Source organism: Streptomyces sp. LS1784 (genome assembly GCF_020103755.1).
Lineage (GTDB): Bacteria > Actinomycetota > Actinomycetes > Streptomycetales > Streptomycetaceae > Kitasatospora.
Window position 1 is genome coordinate 1 of the sequence record NZ_JAHSQD010000084.1, and the last position, 23,366, is coordinate 23,366.

24 protein-coding genes and 1 pseudogene are annotated in these 23,366 nt (G+C 72.8%); 5 read left to right on the plus strand and 20 right to left on the minus strand.

The window, feature by feature from the left end:
- From KS423_RS13070 to KS423_RS13085, 4 genes are all read right to left on the minus strand, one after another.
- Window positions 1-1,207 (minus strand): chromosome segregation SMC family protein (locus KS423_RS13070; protein WP_224278575.1); only part of this gene is annotated, 1,207 nt, incomplete at its 3' end.
- A 161-nt stretch (window positions 1,208-1,368) separates the two neighbouring features.
- Window positions 1,369-1,572, minus strand: a complete 204-nt coding sequence (locus KS423_RS13075; protein ID WP_224278577.1) for a hypothetical protein — start codon at window positions 1,570-1,572, stop codon at window positions 1,369-1,371.
- A gap of 457 nt (window positions 1,573-2,029) precedes the next feature.
- Window positions 2,030-2,329, minus strand: coding sequence for an acylphosphatase (locus KS423_RS13080; RefSeq protein ID WP_224278579.1), 300 nt, complete (start codon window positions 2,327-2,329; stop codon window positions 2,030-2,032).
- A 132-nt stretch (window positions 2,330-2,461) separates the two neighbouring features.
- Window positions 2,462-3,799, minus strand: coding sequence for a hypothetical protein (locus KS423_RS13085; RefSeq protein ID WP_224278581.1), 1,338 nt, complete (start codon window positions 3,797-3,799; stop codon window positions 2,462-2,464).
- 319 nt (window positions 3,800-4,118) lie between these two features.
- Here KS423_RS13085 and KS423_RS13090 point away from each other — a divergent pair, with 319 nt between their 5' ends.
- On the plus strand, window positions 4,119-5,039 hold the full coding sequence (locus KS423_RS13090; protein WP_224278583.1) for a hypothetical protein: 921 nt from the start codon (window positions 4,119-4,121) through the stop codon (window positions 5,037-5,039).
- Between the two features lie 7 nt (window positions 5,040-5,046).
- Here KS423_RS13090 and mutM read toward each other — a convergent pair whose 3' ends face one another.
- The 10 genes from mutM to KS423_RS13140 all read right to left on the minus strand — a co-directional run bounded on the left by mutM (window position 5,047) and on the right by KS423_RS13140 (window position 14,922).
- The gene (gene mutM / locus KS423_RS13095) at window positions 5,047-5,925 is read right to left on the minus strand and encodes a bifunctional DNA-formamidopyrimidine glycosylase/DNA-(apurinic or apyrimidinic site) lyase (protein ID WP_224278585.1); all 879 of its coding nucleotides are present in this window, start codon (window positions 5,923-5,925) and stop codon (window positions 5,047-5,049) included.
- A gap of 54 nt (window positions 5,926-5,979) precedes the next feature.
- Window positions 5,980-6,768, minus strand: a complete 789-nt coding sequence (gene rnc / locus KS423_RS13100; RefSeq protein ID WP_224278587.1) for a ribonuclease III — start codon at window positions 6,766-6,768, stop codon at window positions 5,980-5,982.
- A 20-nt stretch (window positions 6,769-6,788) separates the two neighbouring features.
- Window positions 6,789-6,962, minus strand: coding sequence for a 50S ribosomal protein L32 (gene rpmF / locus KS423_RS13105; RefSeq protein WP_030275709.1), 174 nt, complete (start codon window positions 6,960-6,962; stop codon window positions 6,789-6,791).
- A gap of 2 nt (window positions 6,963-6,964) precedes the next feature.
- Complete coding sequence (locus KS423_RS13110; protein ID WP_224278589.1) at window positions 6,965-7,609, minus strand: DUF177 domain-containing protein; 645 nt, start codon at window positions 7,607-7,609, stop codon at window positions 6,965-6,967.
- 162 nt (window positions 7,610-7,771) lie between these two features.
- A complete protein-coding gene (locus tag KS423_RS13115; RefSeq protein WP_224278591.1) occupies window positions 7,772-8,962 on the minus strand; it encodes an ATP synthase F0 subunit B in 1,191 nt (396 codons plus the stop codon).
- A 187-nt stretch (window positions 8,963-9,149) separates the two neighbouring features.
- Window positions 9,150-9,641: a pantetheine-phosphate adenylyltransferase gene (gene coaD / locus KS423_RS13120; protein WP_224278593.1), complete on the minus strand. Its 492-nt coding sequence runs from the start codon at window positions 9,639-9,641 to the stop codon at window positions 9,150-9,152.
- A 49-nt stretch (window positions 9,642-9,690) separates the two neighbouring features.
- Window positions 9,691-10,272 (minus strand): 16S rRNA (guanine(966)-N(2))-methyltransferase RsmD, encoded by a 582-nt coding sequence (gene rsmD / locus KS423_RS13125; protein WP_224278595.1) that lies wholly within the window; start codon window positions 10,270-10,272, stop codon window positions 9,691-9,693.
- A 122-nt stretch (window positions 10,273-10,394) separates the two neighbouring features.
- On the minus strand, window positions 10,395-10,928 hold the full coding sequence (locus KS423_RS13130; protein WP_224278597.1) for a hypothetical protein: 534 nt from the start codon (window positions 10,926-10,928) through the stop codon (window positions 10,395-10,397).
- Between the two features lie 104 nt (window positions 10,929-11,032).
- Complete coding sequence (gene recG / locus KS423_RS13135; protein ID WP_224278599.1) at window positions 11,033-13,252, minus strand: ATP-dependent DNA helicase RecG; 2,220 nt, start codon at window positions 13,250-13,252, stop codon at window positions 11,033-11,035.
- A gap of 38 nt (window positions 13,253-13,290) precedes the next feature.
- Window positions 13,291-14,922 (minus strand): DAK2 domain-containing protein, encoded by a 1,632-nt coding sequence (locus tag KS423_RS13140; RefSeq protein ID WP_224278601.1) that lies wholly within the window; start codon window positions 14,920-14,922, stop codon window positions 13,291-13,293.
- A 297-nt stretch (window positions 14,923-15,219) separates the two neighbouring features.
- On the opposite strand from KS423_RS13140, the gene rpmB reads away from it, so the two are divergent.
- A complete protein-coding gene (rpmB, locus tag KS423_RS13145; RefSeq protein WP_014138233.1) occupies window positions 15,220-15,405 on the plus strand; it encodes a 50S ribosomal protein L28 in 186 nt (61 codons plus the stop codon).
- A 154-nt stretch (window positions 15,406-15,559) separates the two neighbouring features.
- Here the strand turns inward: rpmB and thiD are convergent, their stop codons facing one another.
- From thiD to KS423_RS13160, 3 genes are all read right to left on the minus strand, one after another.
- Entirely contained in the window at window positions 15,560-16,333 is a 774-nt protein-coding gene (gene thiD, locus KS423_RS13150; RefSeq protein WP_224278603.1) for a bifunctional hydroxymethylpyrimidine kinase/phosphomethylpyrimidine kinase, read from the minus strand.
- Window positions 16,334-16,456: 123 nt separating this feature from the next.
- On the minus strand, window positions 16,457-17,482 hold the full coding sequence (locus tag KS423_RS13155; protein ID WP_224278605.1) for an ATP-dependent 6-phosphofructokinase: 1,026 nt from the start codon (window positions 17,480-17,482) through the stop codon (window positions 16,457-16,459).
- Window positions 17,483-17,641: 159 nt separating this feature from the next.
- Entirely contained in the window at window positions 17,642-18,607 is a 966-nt protein-coding gene (locus KS423_RS13160; protein WP_224278606.1) for a thiamine-phosphate kinase, read from the minus strand.
- Between the two features lie 207 nt (window positions 18,608-18,814).
- Here KS423_RS13160 and KS423_RS13165 point away from each other — a divergent pair, with 207 nt between their 5' ends.
- Both KS423_RS13165 and KS423_RS13170 read left to right on the plus strand, forming a co-directional pair.
- The gene (locus tag KS423_RS13165; protein WP_224278608.1) at window positions 18,815-19,048 is read left to right on the plus strand and encodes an Lrp/AsnC family transcriptional regulator; all 234 of its coding nucleotides are present in this window, start codon (window positions 18,815-18,817) and stop codon (window positions 19,046-19,048) included.
- Window positions 19,049-19,131: 83 nt separating this feature from the next.
- Window positions 19,132-19,650 (plus strand): DUF3515 family protein, encoded by a 519-nt coding sequence (locus KS423_RS13170; RefSeq protein ID WP_224278610.1) that lies wholly within the window; start codon window positions 19,132-19,134, stop codon window positions 19,648-19,650.
- Window positions 19,651-19,730: 80 nt separating this feature from the next.
- On the opposite strand, the gene KS423_RS13175 is transcribed toward KS423_RS13170, so the two are convergent.
- The 3 genes from KS423_RS13175 to KS423_RS13185 all read right to left on the minus strand — a co-directional run bounded on the left by KS423_RS13175 (window position 19,731) and on the right by KS423_RS13185 (window position 22,796).
- A complete protein-coding gene (locus KS423_RS13175; RefSeq protein WP_224278612.1) occupies window positions 19,731-20,876 on the minus strand; it encodes a D-alanine--D-alanine ligase family protein in 1,146 nt (381 codons plus the stop codon).
- Window positions 20,877-20,967: 91 nt separating this feature from the next.
- On the minus strand, window positions 20,968-21,969 hold the full coding sequence (locus tag KS423_RS13180) for an NAD(P)H-dependent glycerol-3-phosphate dehydrogenase (protein ID WP_308020180.1): 1,002 nt from the start codon (window positions 21,967-21,969) through the stop codon (window positions 20,968-20,970).
- Entirely contained in the window at window positions 21,966-22,796 is an 831-nt protein-coding gene (locus tag KS423_RS13185; protein ID WP_224278614.1) for a 1-acyl-sn-glycerol-3-phosphate acyltransferase, read from the minus strand. Before KS423_RS13185 ends, KS423_RS13180 begins: the two co-directional genes overlap by 4 nt.
- A gap of 228 nt (window positions 22,797-23,024) precedes the next feature.
- Between KS423_RS13185 and KS423_RS13190 the strand changes: the two are divergent.
- A pseudogene (locus tag KS423_RS13190) lies at window positions 23,025-23,366 on the plus strand (2-phospho-L-lactate guanylyltransferase); the annotation flags it as partial.

Genomic DNA, 23,366 nt, shown 5'->3' on the forward strand with positions numbered 1-23,366 from the left:
ACCGGGCGGCGGCGGCCTGCCCCTGCAGCCGGGCCAGGCCCTCCCGACGGTCGGCGATGGCCCGGGCGGCGTCCCGCAGCCGGCGCTCCTCCGCGGCCAGCTCCCGTTCCAGTCCGTCCTTGCGCTCGACCGCCTCGGCCAGCGCGTACCGGGCCTCCTCCAGCGCCTCGGTCAGCGCGGCCTCCTCCTCGCGGACCCGCTCGGCCTCCCGTTCCAGTTCCTCCGGGTCACGCCCCCGCCGTTCCTCGCCCCGGCCCCCGGCGACGGCGTGCCGGGCCCGGGCCTCGGCCAGCCCGATGGTGCCGCGGGTGCGCTCGGCGAGCGCGGAGAGCCGGTACCAGGTCTGCCGGGCGGCCTCCAGACCGGGACCGAGCTGCTGGACCTGCGCCTCCAGGACGCGCTCGCGCTGCACCGCGGCGGCCAGCTCCTGCTCGACGGTGGTGCGGCGCAGCCGCAGCGCCAGCTCGTCCGCGACCTCGGCCTCGACGGCCCGGCGGAGCGTGCACAGGTCGTCGGCGAGCAGCCGCAGCCGGGCGTCGCGCAGGTCCGCCTGGATGCCGGCGGCCCGGCGGGCGATCCGGGCCTGCCGGCCGAGCGGTCCGAGCTGGCGGCGCAGTTCGGCCACCAGGTCCTGGACCCGGTTGAGGTTGGCCTGCATCGCGTCCAGCTTGCGCAGCGCCTTCTCCTTGCGCTTGCGGTGCTTGAGGACGCCGGCCGCCTCCTCGATGAAGGCGCGCCGGCCCATCGGGTCGGCGTGCAGCACGGAGTCCAGCTGGCCCTGCCCGACGATGACGTGCATCTCGCGGCCGATGCCGGAGTCGGAGAGCAGCTCCTGGATGTCCAGCAGGCGGCAGGTCTCGCCGTTGAGCGCGTACTCGCTGCCGCCGTTGCGGAACATGGTCCGGGTGATGGTCACCTCGGAGTAGTCGATCGGCAGGGCGCCGTCGCTGTTGTCGATGGTGAGGCTGACCTCGGCACGGCCGAGCGGGGCGCGCCCGCTGGTCCCGGCGAAGATGACGTCCTCCATCTTGCCGCCGCGCAGCGACTTGGCCCCCTGCTCGCCCATCACCCAGGACAGCGCGTCGACCACGTTCGACTTGCCGGAGCCGTTCGGGCCGACGACGCAGGTGATGCCGGGCTCGAAGCGCAGGGTGGTGCTGGAGGCGAAGGACTTGAACCCGCGCAGCGTCAGACTCTTCAGGTGCACGCGGCCGGTCTCCTCGTCGCTCGCCAGGGGCCCCAGCGTGCGACTGTATCCGGAGTCGGACACGACGAAGGGACGCCACATCCGGGCGTCCCTTGCAAGCTGCGTCCCTTTCGGGGCGGCTCAGTGCACAGCGGCGTCGATCTGCGAGGACCGGGCGGGACTCAGGTGAGAGCCGGCTCCCGCTGATCCAGATCGATGCTGTTGAGCAGCGAGTGCTCGCCGGTGACAGCGGTCAGAGCGTCGTTCTCAGCCTGCATCCGAAGGAGCTCCGCTTCAAGCTCCTGGACGCGCTGCTGAAGCCGCCGCATCTCGGAGAGCATTCGCGGGTCGGGGCCGCCGACGTACCCGAGAAGCGCCTTTGCCATGATGAATGGTCCTCCACGCTGAGTGACCGAACCGGAACGGTACAGGTCTAGGGGGAAGGGGGACGCACGCGCGGCGCGCCACCGGAAGTGCTGGCTGGGCACTACGGCGCAACCACCGTGAGCTGGGCTCACGAGGGCATACGCCTGCCGGGAAAACGCGATCGTGTGCGCGGGCTTCCAGCGTCTCACCAAAGACGGTACGGGTCAACACGATCACCGCACGCTACCGCCCCCCTGTCACCTGCCCGGCGGTGTCGTCACGCCTGGGGGCCTCGGGACGGATCCACCACGTGCTCGTGGATCATCGTTCGATGCGGAGTCAACCACGAGTCTGCCCGGATGGCAACCTCGTGACACCGACTGTTCCGGATCTTTTCCCGGAAGCCCGCGCGGCAGGCCTCCGGCAGACCTCCGACGGGCCGCCGAAGGGCCGCCGAAGGGCCGGGTCGGGGCGGGCTCAGCGGATCTCGAAACCCTCGTAGCCAGGGCCGACGGCCGTCCAGATCTCGGTGACCCCGCTGACGCGGCCCGGGGTCCCCGGGCCGCGCAGCCGGGCCAGCAACTGCTCGCAGTCGGCCGCGAGCCCCTCGGCCACCACCTGCACCCGGCCGTCACCGAGGTTGCTCGCGTAGCCGGTCAGGCCGATCTCCAACGCCCGCGCCCTGGTCCACCAGCGGAACCCGACTTCCTGGACCTTCCCCCGGACCCAGGCGGTCACCCGGACCGGTTCCTCACTGTGGGCGTCGCGACCGTGCATGCCCCCGACCCTAGCCGCCCGCGCACCCGGTCACAGCCCGGCCCGCCCCGCGGACGCCGCCGCGCACCCGGACGGGAGCGGCCCCGCCGGAGGACCGGCGGGGCCGCTGACGTGGGCGTCGGCTCGGGGGGGTTACCAGTCCCCGCCGCCGAAGTCCCCTCCGCCGAAATCGCCGCCACCACCGAAGTCGCCGCCGCCGAAGTCGGCCGGGTTGAAGTCGGCGCCGGTGAAGTCGCCGCCCTCGTACTGGTCCTGGTAGCCCCCGCCCATCATCGGCGCCGCCGCGTAGGCCGGGGAGCTCATCATCGAGCCGAGCATGGTGCCGACCAGCAGGCCGGGCAGCAGACCGCCGCCGAAGCTGCTGTAGTAGCCGCCCGCGTACGGGGCGTACGCCGGGCCGGCGTTCCAGTACGGCTGCGGGCCCTGGTCGGTGTCCACGGTGCGCACGGCCGGGTCGAGGCCGGCCGCCACCCGGTCCGCGTCGGCCTGGCAGACCGGCACGGAACGGGCGGAGCCGCCAGCCGGGGCCCAGTCCACGTCCTTGACGGACGGGCCGTGGCGCGGGTCCATGAAGCACGGGGGACGGCGCTCGGGCAGCGGGCGCTTGTCCCGCCGGGCGCTCAGGTTGGCCAGCGCGAACCGGCCGTCCTCGATCGCCTCGGTGACCTGCTTGACGTCCTCGGGCTTCTTCGCCTCGTCCATCAGCCGCTTGGACTTCTCGTACGAGTCCAGGGCGTGGGTGTAGTCGGTGCGCTGGGCCTCGTCGGCGTCCGCCGCGCCCGGGTTGAAGTCGAGCCGGTCCAGTTCCTCACCGAAGGCGGTGATGTCCTCGTCCACCACCCGGCGCAGCTGCTCCAGCTCGGCCCGGGCCTGCTCCTCCTTGCGCTTCTTGGCGCGGCGGAACAGGAAGAAGACCCCGGCGCCGGCCAGCACCAGCAGCAGTACCGGGATGACCACCCAGGCGATCGAGGTGCTGTGGTTGACCCCGGTGCCCTTGGTCTGCGGGGCGGCCTGGTCGACGAAGGAGTTCAGGGTGGCGTCGATGTCGCCGCCGTTCGAGCGGGAGGCCGCGCCGGCGATGCGCTGCGGCTGACCGGCGCCCATCGCGCCGCGGTCGCCGCCGGCGTCGAGCGTGCCGTCGTGCCAGACCGCGTAGACGCCGTCGATGCCCACCAGGGTGCGGAGGTCCTGGAGGGTGGACTTCGCGTACGCGGAGTCGGGGATGACCGCGACGAAGATCGGCTTGTCGGCCTTGTCGATCTTCTTCGACAGGGCGTCCGCCTGGGACTGGCTGAAGCGGCTGGTCATGGCCGGGGCGACGTAGACCTGGCCCTTCTTCAGGGTGGCGGCGGCATCGCTCAGCCCGCCCGCGGCCGAGGCCGCCGGCGCCAGCAGGAGCAGCAGCCCGAGCAGCGCCGCCACCAGGGCAAGCGGCCCGGCGCCCCGGGAACGTCGTGCAAGGGTTCTCATGCCCTCGACGCTACCGTGACCGGCCCCCGAGCACGCCATACCCTTCGCATACTGGTATCGACAAGACTCCCCGCCGACCGCCGGGGCCGCTCCCCTCCTCGGGGATGATGTTTCCCCCGGTCACCCCTGAAACGGGGCCCGCGTGGGAACCGCGGGAGGTTCCCGGACGTACGTTCCGGCGGGCCCGGCCCGGTTTCGGGGCACTGCGGGGGCGTGCCGACCGTACCGTGCGAACGGGCATAGTGGTCCCGGACCACCGGTCCCATTGCCTTTTCTTTACTCAACCTGTTCTTGACCCAACTCCCGATCGGAGCGCTCGGTGATCATCGGCCTCGTCACTGCCGTGGCGGCATCCGCCTGCTACGGCACCGGCTCGGTCCTCCAGGCCGTCGGATCCCGCCGCTCCGCCCGGGAGGAGGCGGCCAAGGGCGCCACCACCTCGACCACCGAGCACGGCGGCCCGAGCCTGTCCTCGACCGCGAAGGCCGCCGTCACCTGGGAGTTCATTCTCGGCACGGTGCTCGACCTGATCGGTTTCGGGCTCGGCGCGCTGGCCGCCCGGCTGCTGCCGCTGTTTCTCTCCCAGACCATCATCAGCGCCAACCTGGTGATCACCGCGGTGCTCAGCATCAAGCTGCTGGGCATCCGGCTCAAGCAGCTGGAATGGGCCTCGATCGCCGTGCTCTGCTCGGCGCTGGTGCTGCTGGCCGTCTCGGCCGGACCGGAGGGCGGCCACCACGCGGCGATGTCCTTCCACTGGTGGCTGCTGATCATCACCACGGTGCTGCTGGTCGGCGGCAGCCTGCTGGTGCGGTGGATGGGCTCCAACGGCGCGATCGTCGCCGGTCTGCTCTCCGGCCTCGGCTTCGGCGCCCTGGGCGTCGGGGTGCGCATCCTCAACGGCATCGAGCCGTTCGACCTCGGATCGCTGCTCTCCGACCCGGCGCTCTACGCGGTGCTGGTCGGCGGCATCGGCGGGATGTACATCCACACCGTGGCGCTCCAGATCGGCTCGGTGAACGGCGCGACCGCCGCGCTGGTGGTCGGCGAGACGGTGCTGCCCGGCGCGGTCGGCGTGCTCTGGCTCGGCGACTCCTCCAAGGCCGGCCTGGGCTGGCTCGGCGTGATCGGTTTCCTGCTCGCGGTGGTCGCCGCGGTCGGGGTCGCCTACTTCGGCCAGGACACCCACGGCGCGCCCGGGGAGGCGGCCTCGGAGGAGGCCGAACTCACCCGGAGGTAGTGCGGGCTCAGCCCCCGCTGCGGGTGCGCGGCACGCGCTGGCAGCGGGGGCAGAAGTAGCTGGAGCGGTTCATCCAGGCCGCCCGCCGGATCGGGGTGCCGCAGCGGCGGCAGGGCTCCTGCTCGCGGCCGTAGGCGTCGAGCTCCCGGGAGAAGTAGCCGCTCTCGCCGTTCACGTTGACGTAGAGGCTGTCGAAGCTGGTGCCGCCGACGGCGAGCGCCGAGGTCATCACGTCCCGGGCGTTGGCCAGCAGGAGCAGGGCCTTCGGGCGGGTGAGCGTCGCGGTCGGGCGGTCGTAGTGCAGCCCGGAGCGCCACAGCGCCTCGTCGGCGTAGATGTTGCCGACGCCACTGATCAGGGTCTGGTCGAGCAGGGCGCGCTTGACCGTGGTCCGCCTGGCGCGCAGCGCGGTCACGAAGGCGGCGTCGTCGAAGCGCGGGTCGAGCGGGTCGCGGGCGATGTGCGCGATGGAGACCGGGGTGCCCTCCGGGTCCCCGTCCTCGGCCTCCTCGACCGCCAGGCCGCCGAAGGTCCGCTGATCGACGAAACGCAGTTCGCGCCCGCCGTCGGCGAAGCACAGCCGCACCCGCAGGTGCGTCTCGTCGGGTACGGACGGGTCCTGGACGAGGAGTTGGCCGCTCATCCCGAGGTGGCCGATCAGCGAGAATCCTGCCCCGGTACCGGCCAGCGGCACCCACAGGTACTTGCCGCGCCGCTGCGCGGTGCCGAGGGTGGTGCCGGTCAGCCGGGCCGCGAAGTCGGCCGCGCCGGCTAGCTGGCGGCGCACCGCGCGCGGGTGCAGCACCTGGACGTCGGCGACGGTCCGCCCGGCCACCCAGTTGGCCAGACCACGGCGGACGACCTCGACCTCGGGAAGTTCGGGCACGGGAACACGCCTCCTGCTCGGTACGGATCAGCAGGAGTGAAGGCTACTTCGATGTCACGCCCCGGCGGGCAGCCGGTCGGCGTACTTCTCCTTGATCGCGCGCCAGGCGCTCTCGGCGGCCTTCTGCTCGGCTTCCTTCTTCGAGCGGCCGACGCCACTGCCGAAGTCCTCGCCGGCCACCCGGGCCGCCGCGGTGAAGGTCTTCTCGTGGTCCGGACCGGACTCCATGACCACGTACTCCGGCACTCCGATGCCCACCGAGGCGGTGAGCTCCTGGAGGCTGGTCTTCCAGTCCAGGCCGGCACCCAGCTGAGAGGACTCCTCGATCAGCGGGTCGAACAGCCGGTGGACGAACTCGGTGGCCGCGTCCAGTCCCTGGTCCAGGTAGATGGCGCCGATCACGGCCTCGACGGTGTCGGCGAGGATCGACGACTTGTCACGGCCGCCGGTGCCCTCCTCGCCCTTGCCGAGCCGGATGAACGCGCCGAGCTCCAGGCCGCGGCCGACGTCCGCGAGCGCGCGGGAGTTGACCACCGCGGCGCGCAGCTTGGCGAGCGTGCCCTCCGGGACGTCCGGGTGGACGCGGTAGAGGGTGTCGGTCACCACCAGGCCCAGCACCGAGTCGCCGAGGAATTCCAGGCGTTCGTTGGTGGGCAGCCCACCGTTCTCGTACGCGTACGAGCGGTGGGTCAGGGCACGTACCAGAAGGGCGCGCTCAAGCGTGTACCCGAGGCGCCCTTCCAGGACGTCGTATTCGGTCGAAGCCGGCCCGCCGGCCTTGCCGCCGCCCGAAGAACCCTTCGGGGCGGTGGACGCCTTGCGGGTGGAGTTACCGTCCGACATCGATCCGTACACCCCGCCGATCAGACCGAGAGGACCTGGCGACGGTTGTACGTGCCGCAGCTCGGGCACGCGATGTGCGCCAGCTTCGGCTCGTGGCAGCGGTCGCACGCCACGAGGGCCGGGGCAACGGCCTTCCAGTTGGAACGGCGGTGGCGCGTGTTGCTGCGCGACATCTTCCGCTTCGGAACAGCCACGGCTACTTCTCCTGGTTCTCGGCGAGACCCTCACGGGTGTCGCTGTTCTTAGATCCGTCACCCTCGTCGCCGGGGGCGGCGGAGAGTCCCTGCAGAGCCGCCCACCGGGGGTCGGCGGCATCGTGGTGGTGCGCCGGGTCGTCGCTCAGGCGCGCTCCGCACTCGGAGCACAGGCCCAGGCAGTCTTCCTGGCACACCGGCTGCAGCGGCAGTGCGAGCACCACCGCGTCACGCAGCACCGGCTGGAGGTCGAAGAAGTCGCCCTCCAGACGGTAAGTCTCTTCTTCCGAGTCCTCGTCGAGGTCCTCGGCCCCGGCGGTCCGGGCGCGATGACGCTCGTCGGACTCCGGGTAGTAGTACAGCTCCTGGAAGTCCACGTCGACGTCGAACTCGACGGGCTCCAGGCACCGGACGCACTCGCCCTCGACGTGGGTCTCGGCGGTGCCGGTGACCAGCACGCCCTCGACCACGGACTCCAGGCGGAGCTCCAGATCGATCGGGCTCTTCTCCGGCACGCCGATCACGTCGATGATCCCGAAGCCCTCGGGGGCCTCCAGGGTCCGGCTCACCTTGCGCATCGAGCCCGGGCGACGACCGAGCTCGTGCGTGTCGAACACGAGGGGGTCACGGTGGTCGAGGCGGTTCACGGTGTCCTGACTTCCATGGGGAATCTTCGATTGCGTCTCCGTCCGGTCGGCGTTGCGCGGGCAAGCCGACAGCCGGACATGGAGAGGCCGGAGTGGTCAGACTACCGGAGTCTCCCGCCAGGCCCAACTTCGGTCCCGTCAGGAGACTCCCGCACGGTCCGCTCAGCGGCCGCCGAGCTCCCGCAGCCTGGTCATGTCGATCATGCTGGTGTCGAAGAAGCTGGTCTCGTCCAGGCCCTGGCCCTGCCCCTGCCCCTGGCCCTGGCCCTGGCCCTGCTGCGGGTGTGGCACGGCCGGCGGGGCGGCCGGCGGCTGGGGGTAGGTGTAGCCGTCGTACGACTGCGCGACGTAGCCCGGCTGCTGCTGGGGATGGCCGTAGCCCCCCTGCTGCTGCTCCGGGTAGCCCTGCTGCCCGTAGCCGCCCTGGCCCCACTGGGTGTTGTACGGATCACCCTGGCCGGCCGGGTCGTAGCCGCCGCCGTACACCTCCGCGTACTGCCCGGCCGGCTGCTGGGCGGCCGCGTACTGGTCGGTGCCGGGGGCCTGCCAGCCGGCCGCGGCCGGGGTCTGCTCCGGCCAGGTCTGCTGCTGCGGGACGTCCTCGCGGTACCAGGCGATGTCCTCGCCCTCGGCGTCCTGGGCGAAGCCCGCCGCCACCGCCTCGGCCCGCTCCTTGGCCTGCTGGGCCTGGTCGGCGGCGGCCAGGTAGGCGCCGAGCTCGTCGATGGGGCGCTTGCCGAGCAGCTTGTCCCGGCCCTTGCCGACCGCCTCCAGGGTGGCGCCGAGCACGTTCTCCAGGGTGGCGAGCTTCACATCGACGTACTCGTCCACCTCGGGGCTCGGGCTGATCCGCTGCGGGCGGAACTCCTCGCCGTCGCTCTCGCCCTCGGACTCGGTCTCGAAGACGCTGGAGTCGCCGCGCAGCTTGGTGCGGCCGCGGCCGACCGCGCCGAGCGTCTTGGTGAGCACGACCTCGAAGTTGGCGAGCTTGCTGTCCACGTAGTCGTCGGCCTCGGCCCGCTTGGCGTCGACCTCGGCGCGCGCCTCGGCGAGGATCCGGTCGGCCTGGGCCTGGGCCTGGCGGACCACCTCGGTGTCCGAGATCAGCGAGCCGCGCTCGGCGTGCGCGCCCTGGATGATCCGCTCGGCCTCGGCCTGGGCACCCGCCACCACCTGCTCGTGGTCGGCCATCACCGACTGGGCGTGGGCGAGTTCGGCGGGCAGGGCCGACTTGAGGTCGTTGAGCAGGCCGATCAGCTCGGCCCGGTTCACCACGCAGGAGGCCGACATCGGCATCGAGCGGGCGTTCTCGACCGCCGCCACGATCTCGTCGACCTTGTTCTGCACGTCCACGGGGCTTCGTCTTTCCGTGTGCCGCCGACGGTCCGGCGGAGGCAGGCCCGACGCGGTGGACCTCACCGCAGGGCAGGAATACAGACTGTACGGCCACGGCCGGGCGGGGTCACAACGCCTGAGCCGAACCGGTCTTCCGCCCGCAGGACAATCTGTGACGAACCGGCAGAAACGGACAGGCAGCGGACTACTGCGCGGCCTTGCGCTCCGCGATCCGCTCGACCAGCCGGCGGTGCACCGTCGCGGGCAGCAGGTGCGAGACGTCGCCACCGTACGAGGCGACCTCCTTGGCCAGCGTCGAGGAGAGGAAGCTGTACGTCGGCGAGGTCGGCAGGAACAGCGTCTCCACCCCGGTCAGGCCGTTGTTCATGTGCGCCATCTGCAGTTCGTAGTCGAAGTCGCTGACCGCGCGCAGGCCCTTGACGATCGCCGGGATGCCGCGCTCGCGGCAGTAGTCCACCAGCAGGCCCTGGTGCGACTCGACCACCACGTTGCCGAACTCCGCGGTGACCTCCTCGATCAGGCCGATCCGCTCCGCGATGCTGAACATGCCCTGCTTGTTCGGGTTCACCAGGACCGCGACGTGCACCACGTCGTACAGCTTCGAGGCGCGCTCGATGATGTCGAGGTGGCCGTTGTGGATCGGGTCGAACGAACCGGGACAGACGGCTCGACGCATGGCGTGTGTGCTCCCTCGTGGGGTGACGGCTGCTGCGGGCCGCGGCCTGTTACTCCTGCTCACCGGCCGCGGCGGCGCGACCGTACCAGAGCGTGCCCTCGCCGTAGCGGCGGGAGCGCAGCTCCTCGAAACCCTCGGGCCAGTCGAACCTGCCGCCGCGGGTGCTGCGCTCCACGGTGACGAGTACGTCCTCCGCGAGCCAGCCCCCGGCCAGGAGTGTGATCAGCATCTCGCGGACCTCCTCGTCCGTCACCACGTACGGCGGGTCGAGGAAGACCAGGTCGTACGGGCTCTGCGGGGGCGGGCCGACGATCACCTTCTCCGCCTTGGCGGCCCGCACCTCGGCCCCCGGCAGGCCGATCGCCCGGACGTTCTCCCGGATCACCCGGGCCGCCTGGCTGTCCGCCTCGACCAGCAGGACGTGCTCGGCGCCGCGCGACAGCGCCTCCAGTCCGACCGCGCCCGATCCGCCGAACAGGTCCAGCATCCGGGTCCCGTGCAGGGTGCCGCGCAGTGCCTCCAGGGTGGAGAACATCGCCTCACGGGCCTTGTCGGAGGTCGGGCGGGTGCCCCGGCCGGGCGGTACGGCCAGTCGGCGGCCGCCGGCCGCCCCGGCGATCACGCGGGTCATGGTGGTGGGAGGTCCTTTCGTCGCTGCCCGACCACGCTATCCCGATCACCGCACCGTGCTCACGCCGAACGGGTGCGGCCCGGCAGGAGCATCCCGCCGGGCCGCACTGTGGCACGCGGTGCTCAGCTCGCCTCGGAGCCCGCCGACTGGGCCGGGACGCCCGCGCCGAGCAGGGCCGGCGAGGCGTAGCGGGACCAGGACAGGCAGCCGTCGGGCGGGCAGAACTCGGGGCGGCGCGGGTCGTGCCCGAGCTCGCGCAGCTTGGTCCGGACGGAGTCGGGCGTGCGGCCGAAGCGGGCGGCGATCCGGGCGATGGTCTCGCCGTCGTGGAAGCGCCGGACCAGCTCCTCCTCGTGCTGCGGCACCCAGGGGGCGCCGTGGCCGGGGTACAGCTCGCGCAGCACGTCGCGGTCGGGGATGGGCTCGGAGACGTCGGCGACGATCGCCAGCGCCCGCAGCGCGCGGTTGAGCGCGATCCGCAGCGAGGCGACGTCCTCGACCGGCAGGCGGAGCTTGCCCGAGGCGAGCGGTGAGGCGGCCGCCCCCTCGCGCCAGCCGGTCAGGGTGAGGGTGACTTCGCGGTCGTCGTCGCTGGCGAGTTCGATCCGGAAGACCTTGTCGCCCAGCGGGAGCTCGTTGAGATGACGGAATGCCATGGCATGACCCCCAAGTGTCGCGCCAGGTACGCACCTTGGGGGTGCGCCCTGAACACCTTCATTCTCTCCCGGGGGTCTGACAATCCGGCCCGTCCGAGGCCCCCTCAGCCCTTCTCCATGTAGGCCGCGCGGTCCTCGTCGAGCAGGCTCTCCAGCGCGGTGCGCAGCTCCGGGTGGGCGGCCAGGTCCGGGTCCTCGGCGACCAGCCGGGTGGCCTCGGTGCGGGCGGTGAGGATGACCTCCTCGTCCTCCAGTACCGAGAGCACCTTGAGCGAGGACTTCACCCCGGACTGGGCCTGGCCCAGCACGTCGCCCTCACGGCGCTGTTCGAGGTCGATCCGGGACAGCTCGAAGCCGTCCAGGGTGCCCGCCACCGCGTCCAGCCGGGCCCTTGCGGCGCTGCCCCCGGGCATCTCGCTGACCAGCAGGCACAGGCCCGCCGCGCTGCCGCGACCGACCCGGCCGCGCAGCTGGTGGAGCTGGGAGACGCCGAAGCGGTCGGCGTCCATGATGACCATCGCGGTGGAGTTGGGGACGTTGACGCCGACCTCGATCACGGTGGTGGCGACCAGCACGTCCACCTCGCCGGCCGCGAACCGGCGCATCACCTCGTCCTTGGCCTCCGGCGCGAGCCGACCGTGCAGGATCTCCACCCGCAGGCCGCTCAGCGGGCCCTTCGTCAGCTTCTCCGCCGTCTCCACCACCGAGAGCGGGGGCCGTCGTTCGTCGCTGGCGGCGCCTTCGTCGGCGACCTCCTCGAAGTCCTCCTCGGCGGCCTTGCGCCGCTTCTTCTTCGGGTCGGCGGCGGGCTCCTCGTCCCCGATCCGGGGGCAGACCACGTACGCCTGGTGGCCCTTGGCGACCTCCTCGCGGACCCGCTCCCAGGCCCGGGTGAGGAAGTTGGGCTTCTCCAGCGCCGGGACGACGTGGGTGGAGATCGGCGAGCGGCCGGCCGGCAGCTGGTCCAGGACGGAGGTCTCCAGGTCCCCGAAGACCGTCATCGCGACGGTGCGCGGGATCGGGGTGGCGGTCATCACCAGCAGATGCGGCGGCTGCTCGCCCTTGGCGCGCAGCGCGTCCCGCTGCTCGACGCCGAAGCGGTGCTGCTCGTCCACCACGACCAGGCCGAGGTCCTGGAACTGCACCTTGTCCTCGATCAGCGCGTGGGTGCCGATGGCGATCCCGGCGTCCCCGCAGGCCATGTCGAGCAGCGCCTGGCGACGGGCGGCGACGCCCATCGAGCCGGTCAGCAGCACCACCCGGGTGCCGAGGTCGGAGCCTCCGAGCATTCCGCCCTCGGCGAGGTCCCCCATCATCTCGACGATCGAGCGGTGGTGCTGCTGGGCGAGCACCTCGGTGGGCGCCAGCAGCACCGCCTGGCCGCCCGCGTCCACCACGGCGAGCATGGCGCGCAGCGCGACCAGGGTCTTCCCGGAGCCGACCTCGCCCTGGAGCAGCCGGTGCATCGGGTGTTCGGTGGCGAGGTCGGCGGCGATCTCGGCGGAGACTGATCGCTGGCCCTCGGTGAGGGTGAACGGCAGCCGGGCGTCGAAGGCGTCCAGCAGACCGCCCTCGCGGGCCCTGCGCGGCTTGGCGGGCAGGGCGGAGTCGGCGGCCCGGCGCTGCGCGAGGGCGACCTGGAGCACGAAGGCCTCGTCCCAGCGCAGCCGGCTCTGGGCGCGCTCGCGGTCGGCGTGGCCGCGCGGGCGGTGGATCAGCTCCAGTGCCTCGGGCAGCGGGATCAGGTCGTGCCGCTCGCGCAGTTCGGCGGGCAGCGGTTCGCCGACGTCGCCGAGGTGCTTGGTGAGCGCGGTCTCGATGCAGATCGACAGCTTCCAGCTGGGCATCTGCGCACTGGCGCCGTACACCGGGATGAGCCGGCCGGCGAACTGCTGCGCGGCGTCGGACCCGGCGTCCTCGTCGAGCAGCTGGTAGTCCGGCGAGACCAGCTGGCGGGTCCGGTTGAAGACCCCGACCTTGCCCGCGAACAGGCCCTGGGCGCCGGGCTTGAGCTCCTTCTGCCGCCAGCCCTGGTTGAAGAAGACCAGCGAGAGCCGGCTGCGGCCGTCGGTGACGACGACCTCCAGCCGGTCGCCCTTGCGGCCGCGGAACGGGATCAGGGTGACCTTCTCGATCCGGGCCAGCACGGTGACGTGCTCGTCGATCTCCAGCTCGTCCAGGCTGGTGAGCTGGCCGCGTTCCACGTAGCGGCGCGGGTAGTGGTGCAGCAGGTCCCCGACCGTGCGCAGCTTGAGGCTGTCGGCGAGCACCTTCGCGGTGCGGTCGCCGACGAGCTTGGTCAGTGGTTCATCGAGAGCGCCCATCAGGCCCCTGTTTACACCAAGGCACCGACGAACAGGCCCTACTCCACCCCGATGAGCAGCGGCGCCGGCTCCTGTCCGCCGTGGAAGACCATCGCGTCCACCTCGGGCCGCCGGTGCCGGACGTGGGAGACCAGCCGTTCGGCGAGCGCCTCGTCGGTGCCCTCGCCGAGGATCAGGGTGACCAGTTCGCCGCCCGCCCCGAGCATCCGGTCCAGCACGCTCTCGCCGACCTCGGCCAGCCCCGCGCCGATCACCGCGACGTCACCGTCGATCAGCCCGAGCACGTCCCCGGCCTGGCAGACCCCGGCCATCGTCCAGGACTCCCCCTCGGCGACGGCCAGTTCGGCGTACCGGGTGGCCCCGGCGGCGGAGGTCATGGCGACCACGTCCTCGTCGAAGCGGCGGCCGCCCTCGTGCACCGCCAGCGCCGCCAGGCCCTGCACCGGCGAGCGGGTGGGCAGGACGGCGATCCGCACCCCTTCCTCGCGCAGCTGGTCGGCGGCGGCCCCGGCGGCGGCGCGCAGTTCGGGGTCGTTGAGCAGCAGGACGACCTCACGGGCGGCCGAGCGGCGCACCGCGGCGGCGAGTTCGGCGCTGGCCGGCGGGCGGTCCGGGTCGGCGTGCAGGACGACGGCACCGGCCTGCTCGCAGAGTTCGGCCAGGCCCTCGCCGGAGACCACCGAGAGCACCGCGCGGGCACGTTCCTCGCGCTCGCCGCGCTCGGCGGTGGTGCCGGCCCGGGCGGCGGCCTCGGCGAAGTGGGTGATCCGGATCTGGTGCGGGCGCCCTGCCCCGACCCCGGCCTCCACGGCGGCGCCCGCGTCGTCCACGTGGACGTGCACGTTCCACAGGCCGTCGCCGCCGCCGATCACCAGTGAGTCGCCGAGCCCGCCGAGCCGCTCGCGCAGCGCGGGCAGCGCCTCGTCGGGGGCGTCCAGCAGGTAGATGACCTCGAAGGCGGGGTGGCCGGGGCCGGGCGGCCGCAGGTGCGTCTCACAGCTCTCGACGGCCCGGACGTCCCCGCGCAGCGCGACCGGCCCCATCGGCTGCTGTCCGGCGACGGCGTCGGCGAGCGCGCCGAGGACGGCCACCAGGCCGCGCCCGCCGGCGTCCACCACCCCGTTCTCGGCCAGCACGGCGAGCTGCTCGGGGGTGTGCCGCAGCGCGTCCCGGGCGGCCCGGTAGGCGGTGTCGGCGACCTGCGCGAGCCCGTCCCCGGCCCGGACGGCCTCCCGGGCGGCGACCCGGGCGACGGTCAGCAGGGTGCCCTCGACGGGCTCCGCGACGGCCTGGTACGCGGAGTCGGCGGCCCGTTGCAGGGCGGCCCGCAGCTGTTCGGCGCCGCCTCCCTCGGCCAGCGTCTCGGCGGTGCCGCGCAGCCACTGGGCGAGGATCACCCCGGAGTTGCCGCGGGCCCCGACCAGTGCGCCGCGGGCCATCGCCCGGACCGTGTCGGCCAGCCCGGGGGCCGGGTCGACGGCGGGGTCGGCGAAGCGGCTCTCCACCTCGGCGGCGGCGGACTCGACGGTCAGGTAGAGGTTGGTGCCGGTGTCGCCGTCCGGGACGGGATAGACGTTGAGCGCGTCGATCTCCTCGCGGGCCTGGCCGAGCGCGCGCAGCGCGAGCTGGCACCAGGTGCGCACGGCCGGGGCGTCGAGCGTGTGCAGCACCAGGTCTCCTCCGGATGGGACGCCGCGGTGGCCCGAGGGGCAGCGCACAGTCAGGCCTGCGGCAAGGGGTGATACCGGCAGGTTATCGGGGCGGGGCAGGGCCGTCCGTCCCCGCGACCGGAGCGATCACTCGGCCGGTCATGGTAGTTTCGTGGGACGGAAGCAAGCGTTGTATGCTCTTCCGGTTGCCTGGAACCGTCCAGGCTCACCCCCTTGTCCGGTCCGGTTCACGTGAGTGTTCTGGTGGGTGAGTGGGGTTTTCGAAAGTATCTGATCTGAAGTCTTGGAGTGACTCCTGTGGCTGCCAACTGCGACGTCTGCGGCAAGGGGCCGGGCTTCGGCAACAGCATCTCCCACTCTCACCGCCGTACCCCCCGTCGTTGGAACCCCAACATCCAGACGGTGCGCGCTGTGATTGGGCGGACGCCGAAGCGGCTCAACGTCTGCACCTCGTGCATCAAGGCCGGTAAGGTCTCGCGCTGACGCGCAGACCGGCATGCCGGTCCTCCAGTGAGCCGGTTCATCCTCGGATGGGCCGGCTTCGCTGTTTCCGTGGCCGGCTACGCCGTTTTCCGGACTCACCGGTGGTGGGCGGGCTCCCCTGAGGAGCCCGCCCACCATCGTTTTTCCGGGGTGCTCAGCGCCAGCGCCAGGCGTGGTCGACCGGGCCGATGCCGGCGCCCAGGGCGAAGCCCCCGGCGATCGCGCCGGTGATGTACTCCTTGGCGGAGGCCACCGCCTGCGGCAGCGGCTCGCCCTTGGCCAGGCCGGCCGCGATCGCGCTGGCCAGGGTGCAGCCGGTGCCGTGGGTGTGCCGGTTGTCGTAGCGCGGCGCCCGGAACCAGTGCACCTCCTCCGGTCCGCCGTACAGCAGGTCGGCGGCCTCGCCCGCCAGGTGGCCGCCCTTGACCAGCGCCCAGCGCGGCCCGAGGTCGACCAGTGCCTTGGCGGCCTCCAGCATCTGCGACTCGTCCTCGACGGTCAGCCCGGTGAGCTGGGTCACCTCGTGCAGGTTGGGGGTGGCCAGGGTGGCGACCGGCAGCAGCTTCTCGCGGACGGTGGCGACGGCCTCGGCGACCAGCAGCGCGTCCCCGTGCTTGGAGACCCCGACCGGGTCGACCACCACCGGGGCGTCCACCCCGGCGAGCAGCTCGGAGACGGTCTCGACGAGTTCGACCGAGGCGAGCATGCCGGTCTTCACGGCCTGCACCCCGATGTCGTCCACCACGCTGCGGAACTGCGCCCGGACGGCTTCGGCGGGCAGTTCCCAGTAGCCCTGGACGCCGAGCGAGTTCTGCGCGGTGACGGCGGTGATCACGCTCATGCCGTGGACGCCGAGGGCGAGCATCGTCTTGAGGTCGGCCTGGATGCCGGCGCCGCCGCCGGAGTCGGAGCCGGCGACGGTGAGCACGCGGGGAGGTGCCTCGGAGGGGCCGCCCGATGGGGGTGCCCCCGGACGGAGTCCGGGGGAGAGTCGGCCGAGGGCTGGGGTGGGAGACGGGAGGGCCATGGGCCCCAACCTACCCGCGCGGTTTCAGAGCACCGCCTCGGACTCCGTCCAGCGGTCCTTCGGCACCGTCTTCAGCCGGGTCACCGCGTCGCCGAGCGGCAGCAGCTCGATGCCGGTCCGGCGCAACGCCGTGAAGTGCCCGAACGCCCCCTGGTGGACGGCCTCCACCGCGTGCCAGCCGAACCGGGTGGCGAGCACCCGGTCCCGGGCGGTCGGGGTGCCGCCGCGCTGGACGTGGCCGAGGATGACCGGGCGGGCCTCCTTGCCGAGCAGGTTCTCCAGCTCGTGGGCGAGCCGGTTGCCGATCCCGCCGAAGGTCCGGTGGCCGTACTGGTCGACCTCGCCGTGGTCGAAGCGCATGGTGCCGGGCACCGGGGAGGCGCCCTCGGCGACGGCGATGATGGCGAACTTCTTGCCGCGCGCGAAGCGGTCCTCGATTATCCGGGCCACCGCCTCGATGTCGAAGGGCTTCTCCGGGATCAGGATGCCGTGCGCACCGCCCGCCATGCCCGCGGTGAGGGTGATCCAGCCGGTGTGCCGGCCCATCAACTCGACCACCATGACGCGCTGGTGGGACTCGGCGGTGGTCTTCAGCCGGTCGATCGCCTCGGTCGCGACGTGCACGGCGGTGTCGAAGCCGAAGGTCACGTCGGTGCCCTCGATGTCGTTGTCGATGGTCTTCGGCACCCCGACCACGGGCAGTCCGGCGTCGCTGAACTGCTTGGCGGCGGTCAGCGTCCCCTCGCCGCCGATCGCGATCAGCGCGTCGATGCCGATCTCCCGGGCCAGCGCCTCGGCGTTCTCCACCGCCCAGGCGATCCGGTCCCGCCGCACCCGGGCCGAGCCCAGGATGGTGCCGCCGAGGGTGAGCAGGCCGGTGACGTCGTCGTGCGAGACCGTCCGGGTGCGGCCCTCGATCAGCCCGAGGAAGCCGTCCAGGATGCCGACGATCTCGTCCCCGTGGACGTCGGTGCCCCGGTGCACCACCGAGCGGATCACCGCGTTGAGGCCGGGGCAGTCGCCGCCGCTGGTCAGTACACCGATCCGCATGTCTGGTGTGCTCCCGCTCGCCGTGGTTCGGACCACCCGCGCCGGACGGGCGGGCTGGGATGCCGTCAGCGTACGCAAAACGCACCCGCGACGCCCGTCCCCCCGCACGCCGGGACGTCACGCGCCGCCCACCGTACGGGGATCCGCGCGGGCCGCGCGCTACTCGGCGAAGTGGTCCCAGCCGCCGACCCGGTCCCAGGGCGCGCCGTCCACCGTCACCCGGCCGCCGCGGCTGCCCGCCGGACGGCCGGTCACCTCGCCCACCACCCGCCAGCGGGCAGGGAGTTGGACCCCGCGCGGGAAGGTGGCCACGATCGCGTGGTCCTCGCCTCCGGAGAGCACCCAGACCAACGGGTCCACCCCGACCGCCTGGCCGATGTCGGCCATCTGCGCCGGGACGTCGAAGTCGGCGGCCCTGAGGTCGATGTCCACCGCGCTGGCCCGGGCCACGTGGCCGAGGTCGGCGACCAGCCCGTCGCTCACGTCGATCATCGAGGTCGCGCCCAGCTCGGACGCCGCCGGACCCGCGTGGTACGGCGGTTCGGGACGGCGGTGCGCCTCGACGAAGGCGCGCGGGGAGCGGAAGCCGCGCTGGAGCACGGTGAGGCCGGCGGCCGACCAGCCGAGCCAGCCGGTCACCGCGACCACGTCGCCGACCTGCGCACCGGCGCGTGTCACCGCCGCACGCCCCTGGAGGTCCCCGAGCGCCGTGATGGCGAGCGTGACGGTGTCGCCGCGCACCACGTCGCCGCCGACCACCGTCGCCCCGGCCACCTGGCACTCGTCGCGCAGTCCGTCCATCAACTCGGTGGCCCAGGTGGTCGGCAGGTCCGCGGGGGCGACCAGGCCGAGCAGTATGGCGGTCGGCACCGCCCCCATCGCGGCCACGTCGGCGAGGTTCTGGGCGGCGGCCTTGCGGCCCACGTCGTAGGCGGTGGACCAGTCCCGGCGGAAGTGCCGGTTCTCGATCAGGACGTCCGTGGTCGCCACCACCCGGCCGTCCGGAGCCCGCACCACCGCGGCGTCGTCACCGGGGCCGAGGTCGACCGCGTCGGTGAGCGGTACCCGGGCGGTCAGCTCCCTGATGAGGCCGAACTCGCCGAGCTCGCCCACGGTCCCCTGCATCTGCCGTCCTCTCGCGTTTCCATCCGATTCGGTCCCCGTCGCGCTCCCCCGCGCGCAGCGTACGCCCTTCGGGGGCCTCGGGGTCTCCCCTCCCCGGCCCGCTGCGCGGTAGCGTGGTGATCAGCCTGCCGGTGAGCCCACCCACCCACACGCCTGACCGGGTGATCACGGCGGCGATCCCCCTTAACCGGCCGCCGGGAGGTCCTCGTGGTACAGGCATACATCCTGATCCAGACCGAGGTTGGGAAGGCCACCGCCGTGGCCGGGACCATCTCCGAGATGCCCGGCGTGCTCACCGCCGAGGACGTCACCGGCCCCTACGACGTGATCGTCAAGGCCGAGGCCGAGACGGTCGACGAGCTGGGCCGCATGGTGGTGGCCCAGGTCCAGAAGGTCGAGGGCATCACCCGCACCCTCACCTGTCCCGTGGTGCACCTGTAGGTCCGGGACGCCCGGGGCCTGTCGTCGGGCGCCCCGCAGTCGGAGTGCGACGACAGGTCCCGAGCCCCGGATACCATCGGCGGGTGGCCAGAGAACTGCGCGTCCCCAAGGCGCTGACCGCCCTGCCGGCCCCGGTTCGCTGGCTGGCCCTGCCCGTCGCGCTGACCTGCACGGTCGTGGTGCTGGTCGGCAGCTGGGGCCCGGCCGACCCGAAGGTCGAGGTCCCTCGGCCGAGCGGCAGGGCGGCCGAGTACTGCCGCTCGCTCGCCGCCGCGCTGCCCGCCGAACTGCTCGGGCACGCCCGCAGGGACCCGTCGCCCGCCTCGCCGTACGTGGCCGCCTGGGGCGGTTCGCCCCGGACGGTGCTGCGCTGCGGCATCGACCGGCCGGAGGAGCTGGACGGCGATCACGCCGCGGACTGGTCCCCGAGCGTCGACGGCGTCACCTGGTGGTCGCAGAAGCTCGCCGACGGCGGCTACCGCTTCGTGACGACCATGCGCGCCGCCTACGTCGAGGTGACCGTCCCGGCCGGGGCCGCGCAGAACCCCTTCGACCCGGCGGCCGCCCTGAGCGGCGCGGTCAAGGCCAACGTCCCGGGCTGAGCCGGGCGACGGCCCGGGCCTGACGGGACGTACCGAGGGCGGGCCGGGAGCTCCCGGCCCGCCCTCCGCCGCAGGACCCGCTAGCGCAGCCCGGTCGAACGCCGCAGCGCCGTCCCGAGCAGCCGGTCGATCAGCTCCGGGTACGTGACCCCGCTGGCCTCCCACATCTTGGGGAAGGCCGAGATCGGGGTGAAGCCGGGCATGGTGTTGATCTCGTTGATCATCCAGGTGCCGTCCTCCAGCAGGAAGAAGTCCACCCGGGCCAGGCCCTCGCAGCCGAGCGCCTCGAAGGCCTCGACCGCCTGGCGCTGGATCTCGGCGAGCTCCTCGGCGGTGAGCTTCGCCGGGATCTGCACCTCCGAGGAGTCGATGTACTTGGCCTCGAAGTCGTAGAAGTCGTAGCCCTCGCCGACCAGGACCTCGCCGGCCACGCTGGCCCGCGGGCCGTCCTCGAACTCCAGCACGCCGCACTCGATCTCGCGGCCGGTGACGCCGGCCTCGATGATCAGCTTGGGGTCGTGCCGACGGGCCTCCTCGATCGCGGCGTCGAGGTCGGCCAGGTCCCTCACCTTGGTGATGCCGATGCTGGAGCCGGCCCGGCAGGGCTTCACGAACAGCGGCAGGCCCAGCTCGGCGGCCCGCTCGCGCACCGCCGCGCGGCCCGCCTCGGACTCCCACTCGCGCGGCCGCACGATGGTGTAGCGGCCGACGTCCAGACCGTGCGAGGCCAGGATCCGCTTGGCGAACTCCTTGTCCATCCCGGCCGCGCTGGCCAGCACGCCGTTGCCGACGTACGGGACGCCGGAGAGCTCCAGCAGGCCCTGGAGCGTGCCGTCCTCGCCCCACGGACCGTGCAGCAGCGGGAACACCACGTCGACCTCGCCGAGGGCCTTGGGGGCGCTGCCCGGCTCGGTCAGGACCACCTCGCGGTTGCCCGGGGCGGCCGGCAGCGCGACCTGGCCGTCGACGCCCTCGGCGACGTGTGCCACGTCCGGCAGCTTCCCGTCGGTGATGGCCATCCGGGCCGGCTCGTCGCTGGTCAGCGCCCAGCGGCCCTCGTGCGTGATGCCGATCGGCAGCACGTCGTACTTGTCGCGGTCGATCGCCCTGAGCACACTGCCCGCGGTGGAGACCGAGATCGCGTGCTCGGAGCTGCGCCCGCCGAAGACCAGCGCGACGCGCGGCTTCCGGTCGGGCCGGTTCGGGGAGGTCTGTTCGATGCTCATATCGGGTTTGAGACTACCGTGCGAGTGCCTACCGGAAGGTAGGCGGCGCCGCGGGCCGGGCGGCGCCGCGGGCCGGGCGGCGCCGCCGGACTCAGCGCCGCTCCGCCTTCGCCGAACGCGACATCAGCGTCTGCAGCGCCTCCTGGGTCGGCCGCCCGTTGTGCACCACGTCCACCACCGCCTCGACGATCGGCATGTCGACCCCGTTGCGCCGGGCCAGGTCCAGTACCGACTCGCAGGACTTGACGCCCTCGGCGGTCTGCCGGGTGGCCGCGATGGTCTCCGCGAGCGACATGCCCCGGCCCAGGTTCATGCCGAAGGTGTTGTTGCGCGACAGCGGCGAGGAGCAGGTGGCCACGAGGTCGCCCATCCCGGCGAGTCCCGCGAAGGTGTGCGGGTCCGCGCCCAGCACCTCGCCGAGCCGGGTGGTCTCGGCCAGCCCGCGGGTGATCAGGGTCGCCTTGGTGTTGTCGCCGAGCCCCATGCCCGCCGCCATGCCGACCGCCAGGCCGATCACGTTCTTGACCGCACCGCCGAGTTCGCAGCCCACCACGTCGGTGTTGGTGTACGGCCGGAAGTACGGCGTGTGGCAGGCCGCCTGGAGCCGCTTGGCGACCGCCTCGTCGGAGCAGGCGACCACACTGGCCGCGGGCTGCCGGTTGGCGATCTCCTTGGCCAGGTTGGGCCCGCTGACCACCGCGACGCGCTCCGGGCCGACCCCGGTGACCTCGTCGATGACCTCGCTCATCCGCTTGGCGGTGCCGAGTTCGATGCCCTTCATCAGGCTCACCAGCACGGTCTGCGGCTCGATCAGCGGCGTCCAGGCGGCCAGGTTGTCGCGCAGCGTCTGCGAGGGCACCACGAGCACCGCGAAGTCGGCGCCGGCCAGCGCCTCGGCGGCGTCGGTGGTGGCCCGTACGGTGTCGGGCAGCCGGACGCCCGGCAGGTAGTCCGGGTTCTCGTGGGTGGAGTTGACGGCGTCCACCAGCTCCTGGCGACGGGCCCACAGCACGACCTCGCAGCCGGCGTCGGCGAGCACCATCGCGAACGCGGTGCCCCAGGAGCCGGTCCCCATCACGGCGCAGCGGGTCACTTGCCGGCCTCCCCGGTGCCCTTGCCCGGCTCGCCCTTGGCGCGCCGGCGCTCGGCCAGCGCGGCCGCGGCGCGCTCCCGGGCGGCCTTGCGCATGTCGTAGCGCTCGGCCGGCGGTTCCTCGCCGCGGACCTCGGCCAGCACGGCGGTGATCGCCGTCATGATGTCCTCGGTCGCGTCGGCGAGCACCTGGGCGGTGAGCTCCTGCCCCTGGTACTTGCTCAGGTCCACCGGCGGCCCGGCCGCGACGGTGACCTTGTGCCGCGGGAACAGGTTGAACCTGCCCTTCCCGTAACCGGGCCGGCCGTACGGCGGGATGATCTCGTGGGCGCCCCAGTGCGCGACCGGGATGACCGGCGCACCGGTCATCAGCGCGACCCGGGCGACCCCGCTCTTGCCGGTCATCGGCCACAGGTCCGGGTCCCGGGTGAGCGTGCCCTCCGGGTAGAACTGCACGCACTGACCGCCGTTGACCGCGTCGATCGCGGCCCGGAACGCCTGCGCGGCGTCGGTGGACTCGCGGAACACCGGAATCTGGCCGGTCTTGCGCAGCATGAATCCGATGAAGGGAACCGAGAACAGCGAGGACTTGCCGAGAATGCGCGGCGGACGTCCGCTGTTGTACTGCCAGTGCGCGTAGATCACCGGATCGATGATCGAATTGTGGTTCACCGCGGCGATGAATCCGCCGTTCTTCGGAATGTGCTCCCAGCCCCGCCAGTCCGGCTTCACCAGGGCGGTCGTCACCGGCTTCACCAGCACGGCCGCGAAGCGGTACCAGATGCCGTAGTCGGCGTTGCCGAACTTGGCGTACGAGCGGCGGGCCACCCCAGCTCCTTCTCATCCGATGCGGCATCGAGTGCCGCGGTCATGGCGTCCCGGTGCCGCGCACCGATTCCACCGGCGCCCGGGCCACGGGCGCGGACCAGTGTCGCCCGCCCGCTCACCGGCTGTCGAGCAACCGCGCCAACCCGCCCGGCGGGCGTGATCAAACGCACGTCCGCACAGCTCGGACGGCCTGGCGAGGGCTCCGGGACCGGCGCCACAATGACGCCGATGACCCAGGACACCGTACGCCCCAGCGGGCCCGTCGCGCCCCCCGCACCCACGGCCGGCTGGTCGCTGGTGCTTCCGCTCAAGCCTCTCGCCCTGGCCAAGAGCAGACTGGCGCCGTACGCCGGGCCGCACCGGGCTGACCTGGCGCTGTCCTTCGCGCTCGACACCGTCACCGCCGCCCTGGCCACCCCGGGCGTCGACCGGGTCCTGGTGGTCACCCGGGACTCCACGGCCGGCCCCCTGCTGGCCGCGCTCGGCGCGCTCGTGGTGGCCGACGAGCCCGGCGGCGGCCTCAACCGGGCACTGGCGCACGGCGCCGAGGCCGCCCTGGCACTGGCCCCG

What these genes read in the sequence shown, in the direction of transcription:
- KS423_RS13130 (WP_224278597.1), bottom strand. Translation starts at nt 10,928, where the DNA reads ATGGCATTCCGTCATCTCAACGAGCTCCCGCTGGGCGACAAGGTCTTC.
- coaD (WP_224278593.1), bottom strand. Translation starts at nt 9,641, where the DNA reads ATGCGTCGAGCCGTCTGTCCCGGTTCGTTCGACCCGATCCACAACGGC.
- recG (WP_224278599.1), bottom strand. Translation starts at nt 13,252, where the DNA reads ATGGGCGCTCTCGATGAACCACTGACCAAGCTCGTCGGCGACCGCACC.
- rsmD (WP_224278595.1), bottom strand. Translation starts at nt 10,272, where the DNA reads ATGACCCGCGTGATCGCCGGGGCGGCCGGCGGCCGCCGACTGGCCGTA.
- rnc (WP_224278587.1), bottom strand. Translation starts at nt 6,768, where the DNA reads ATGTCGGACGGTAACTCCACCCGCAAGGCGTCCACCGCCCCGAAGGGT.
- KS423_RS13175 (WP_224278612.1), bottom strand. Translation starts at nt 20,876, where the DNA reads ATGAGCATCGAACAGACCTCCCCGAACCGGCCCGACCGGAAGCCGCGC.
- KS423_RS13155 (WP_224278605.1), bottom strand. Translation starts at nt 17,482, where the DNA reads ATGCGGATCGGTGTACTGACCAGCGGCGGCGACTGCCCCGGCCTCAAC.
- KS423_RS13075 (WP_224278577.1), bottom strand. Translation starts at nt 1,572, where the DNA reads ATGGCAAAGGCGCTTCTCGGGTACGTCGGCGGCCCCGACCCGCGAATG.
- KS423_RS13080 (WP_224278579.1), bottom strand. Translation starts at nt 2,329, where the DNA reads ATGCACGGTCGCGACGCCCACAGTGAGGAACCGGTCCGGGTGACCGCC.
- KS423_RS13160 (WP_224278606.1), bottom strand. Translation starts at nt 18,607, where the DNA reads ATGCAGGGGACCGTGGGCGAGCTCGGCGAGTTCGGCCTCATCAGGGAG.
- KS423_RS13085 (WP_224278581.1), bottom strand. Translation starts at nt 3,799, where the DNA reads ATGAGAACCCTTGCACGACGTTCCCGGGGCGCCGGGCCGCTTGCCCTG.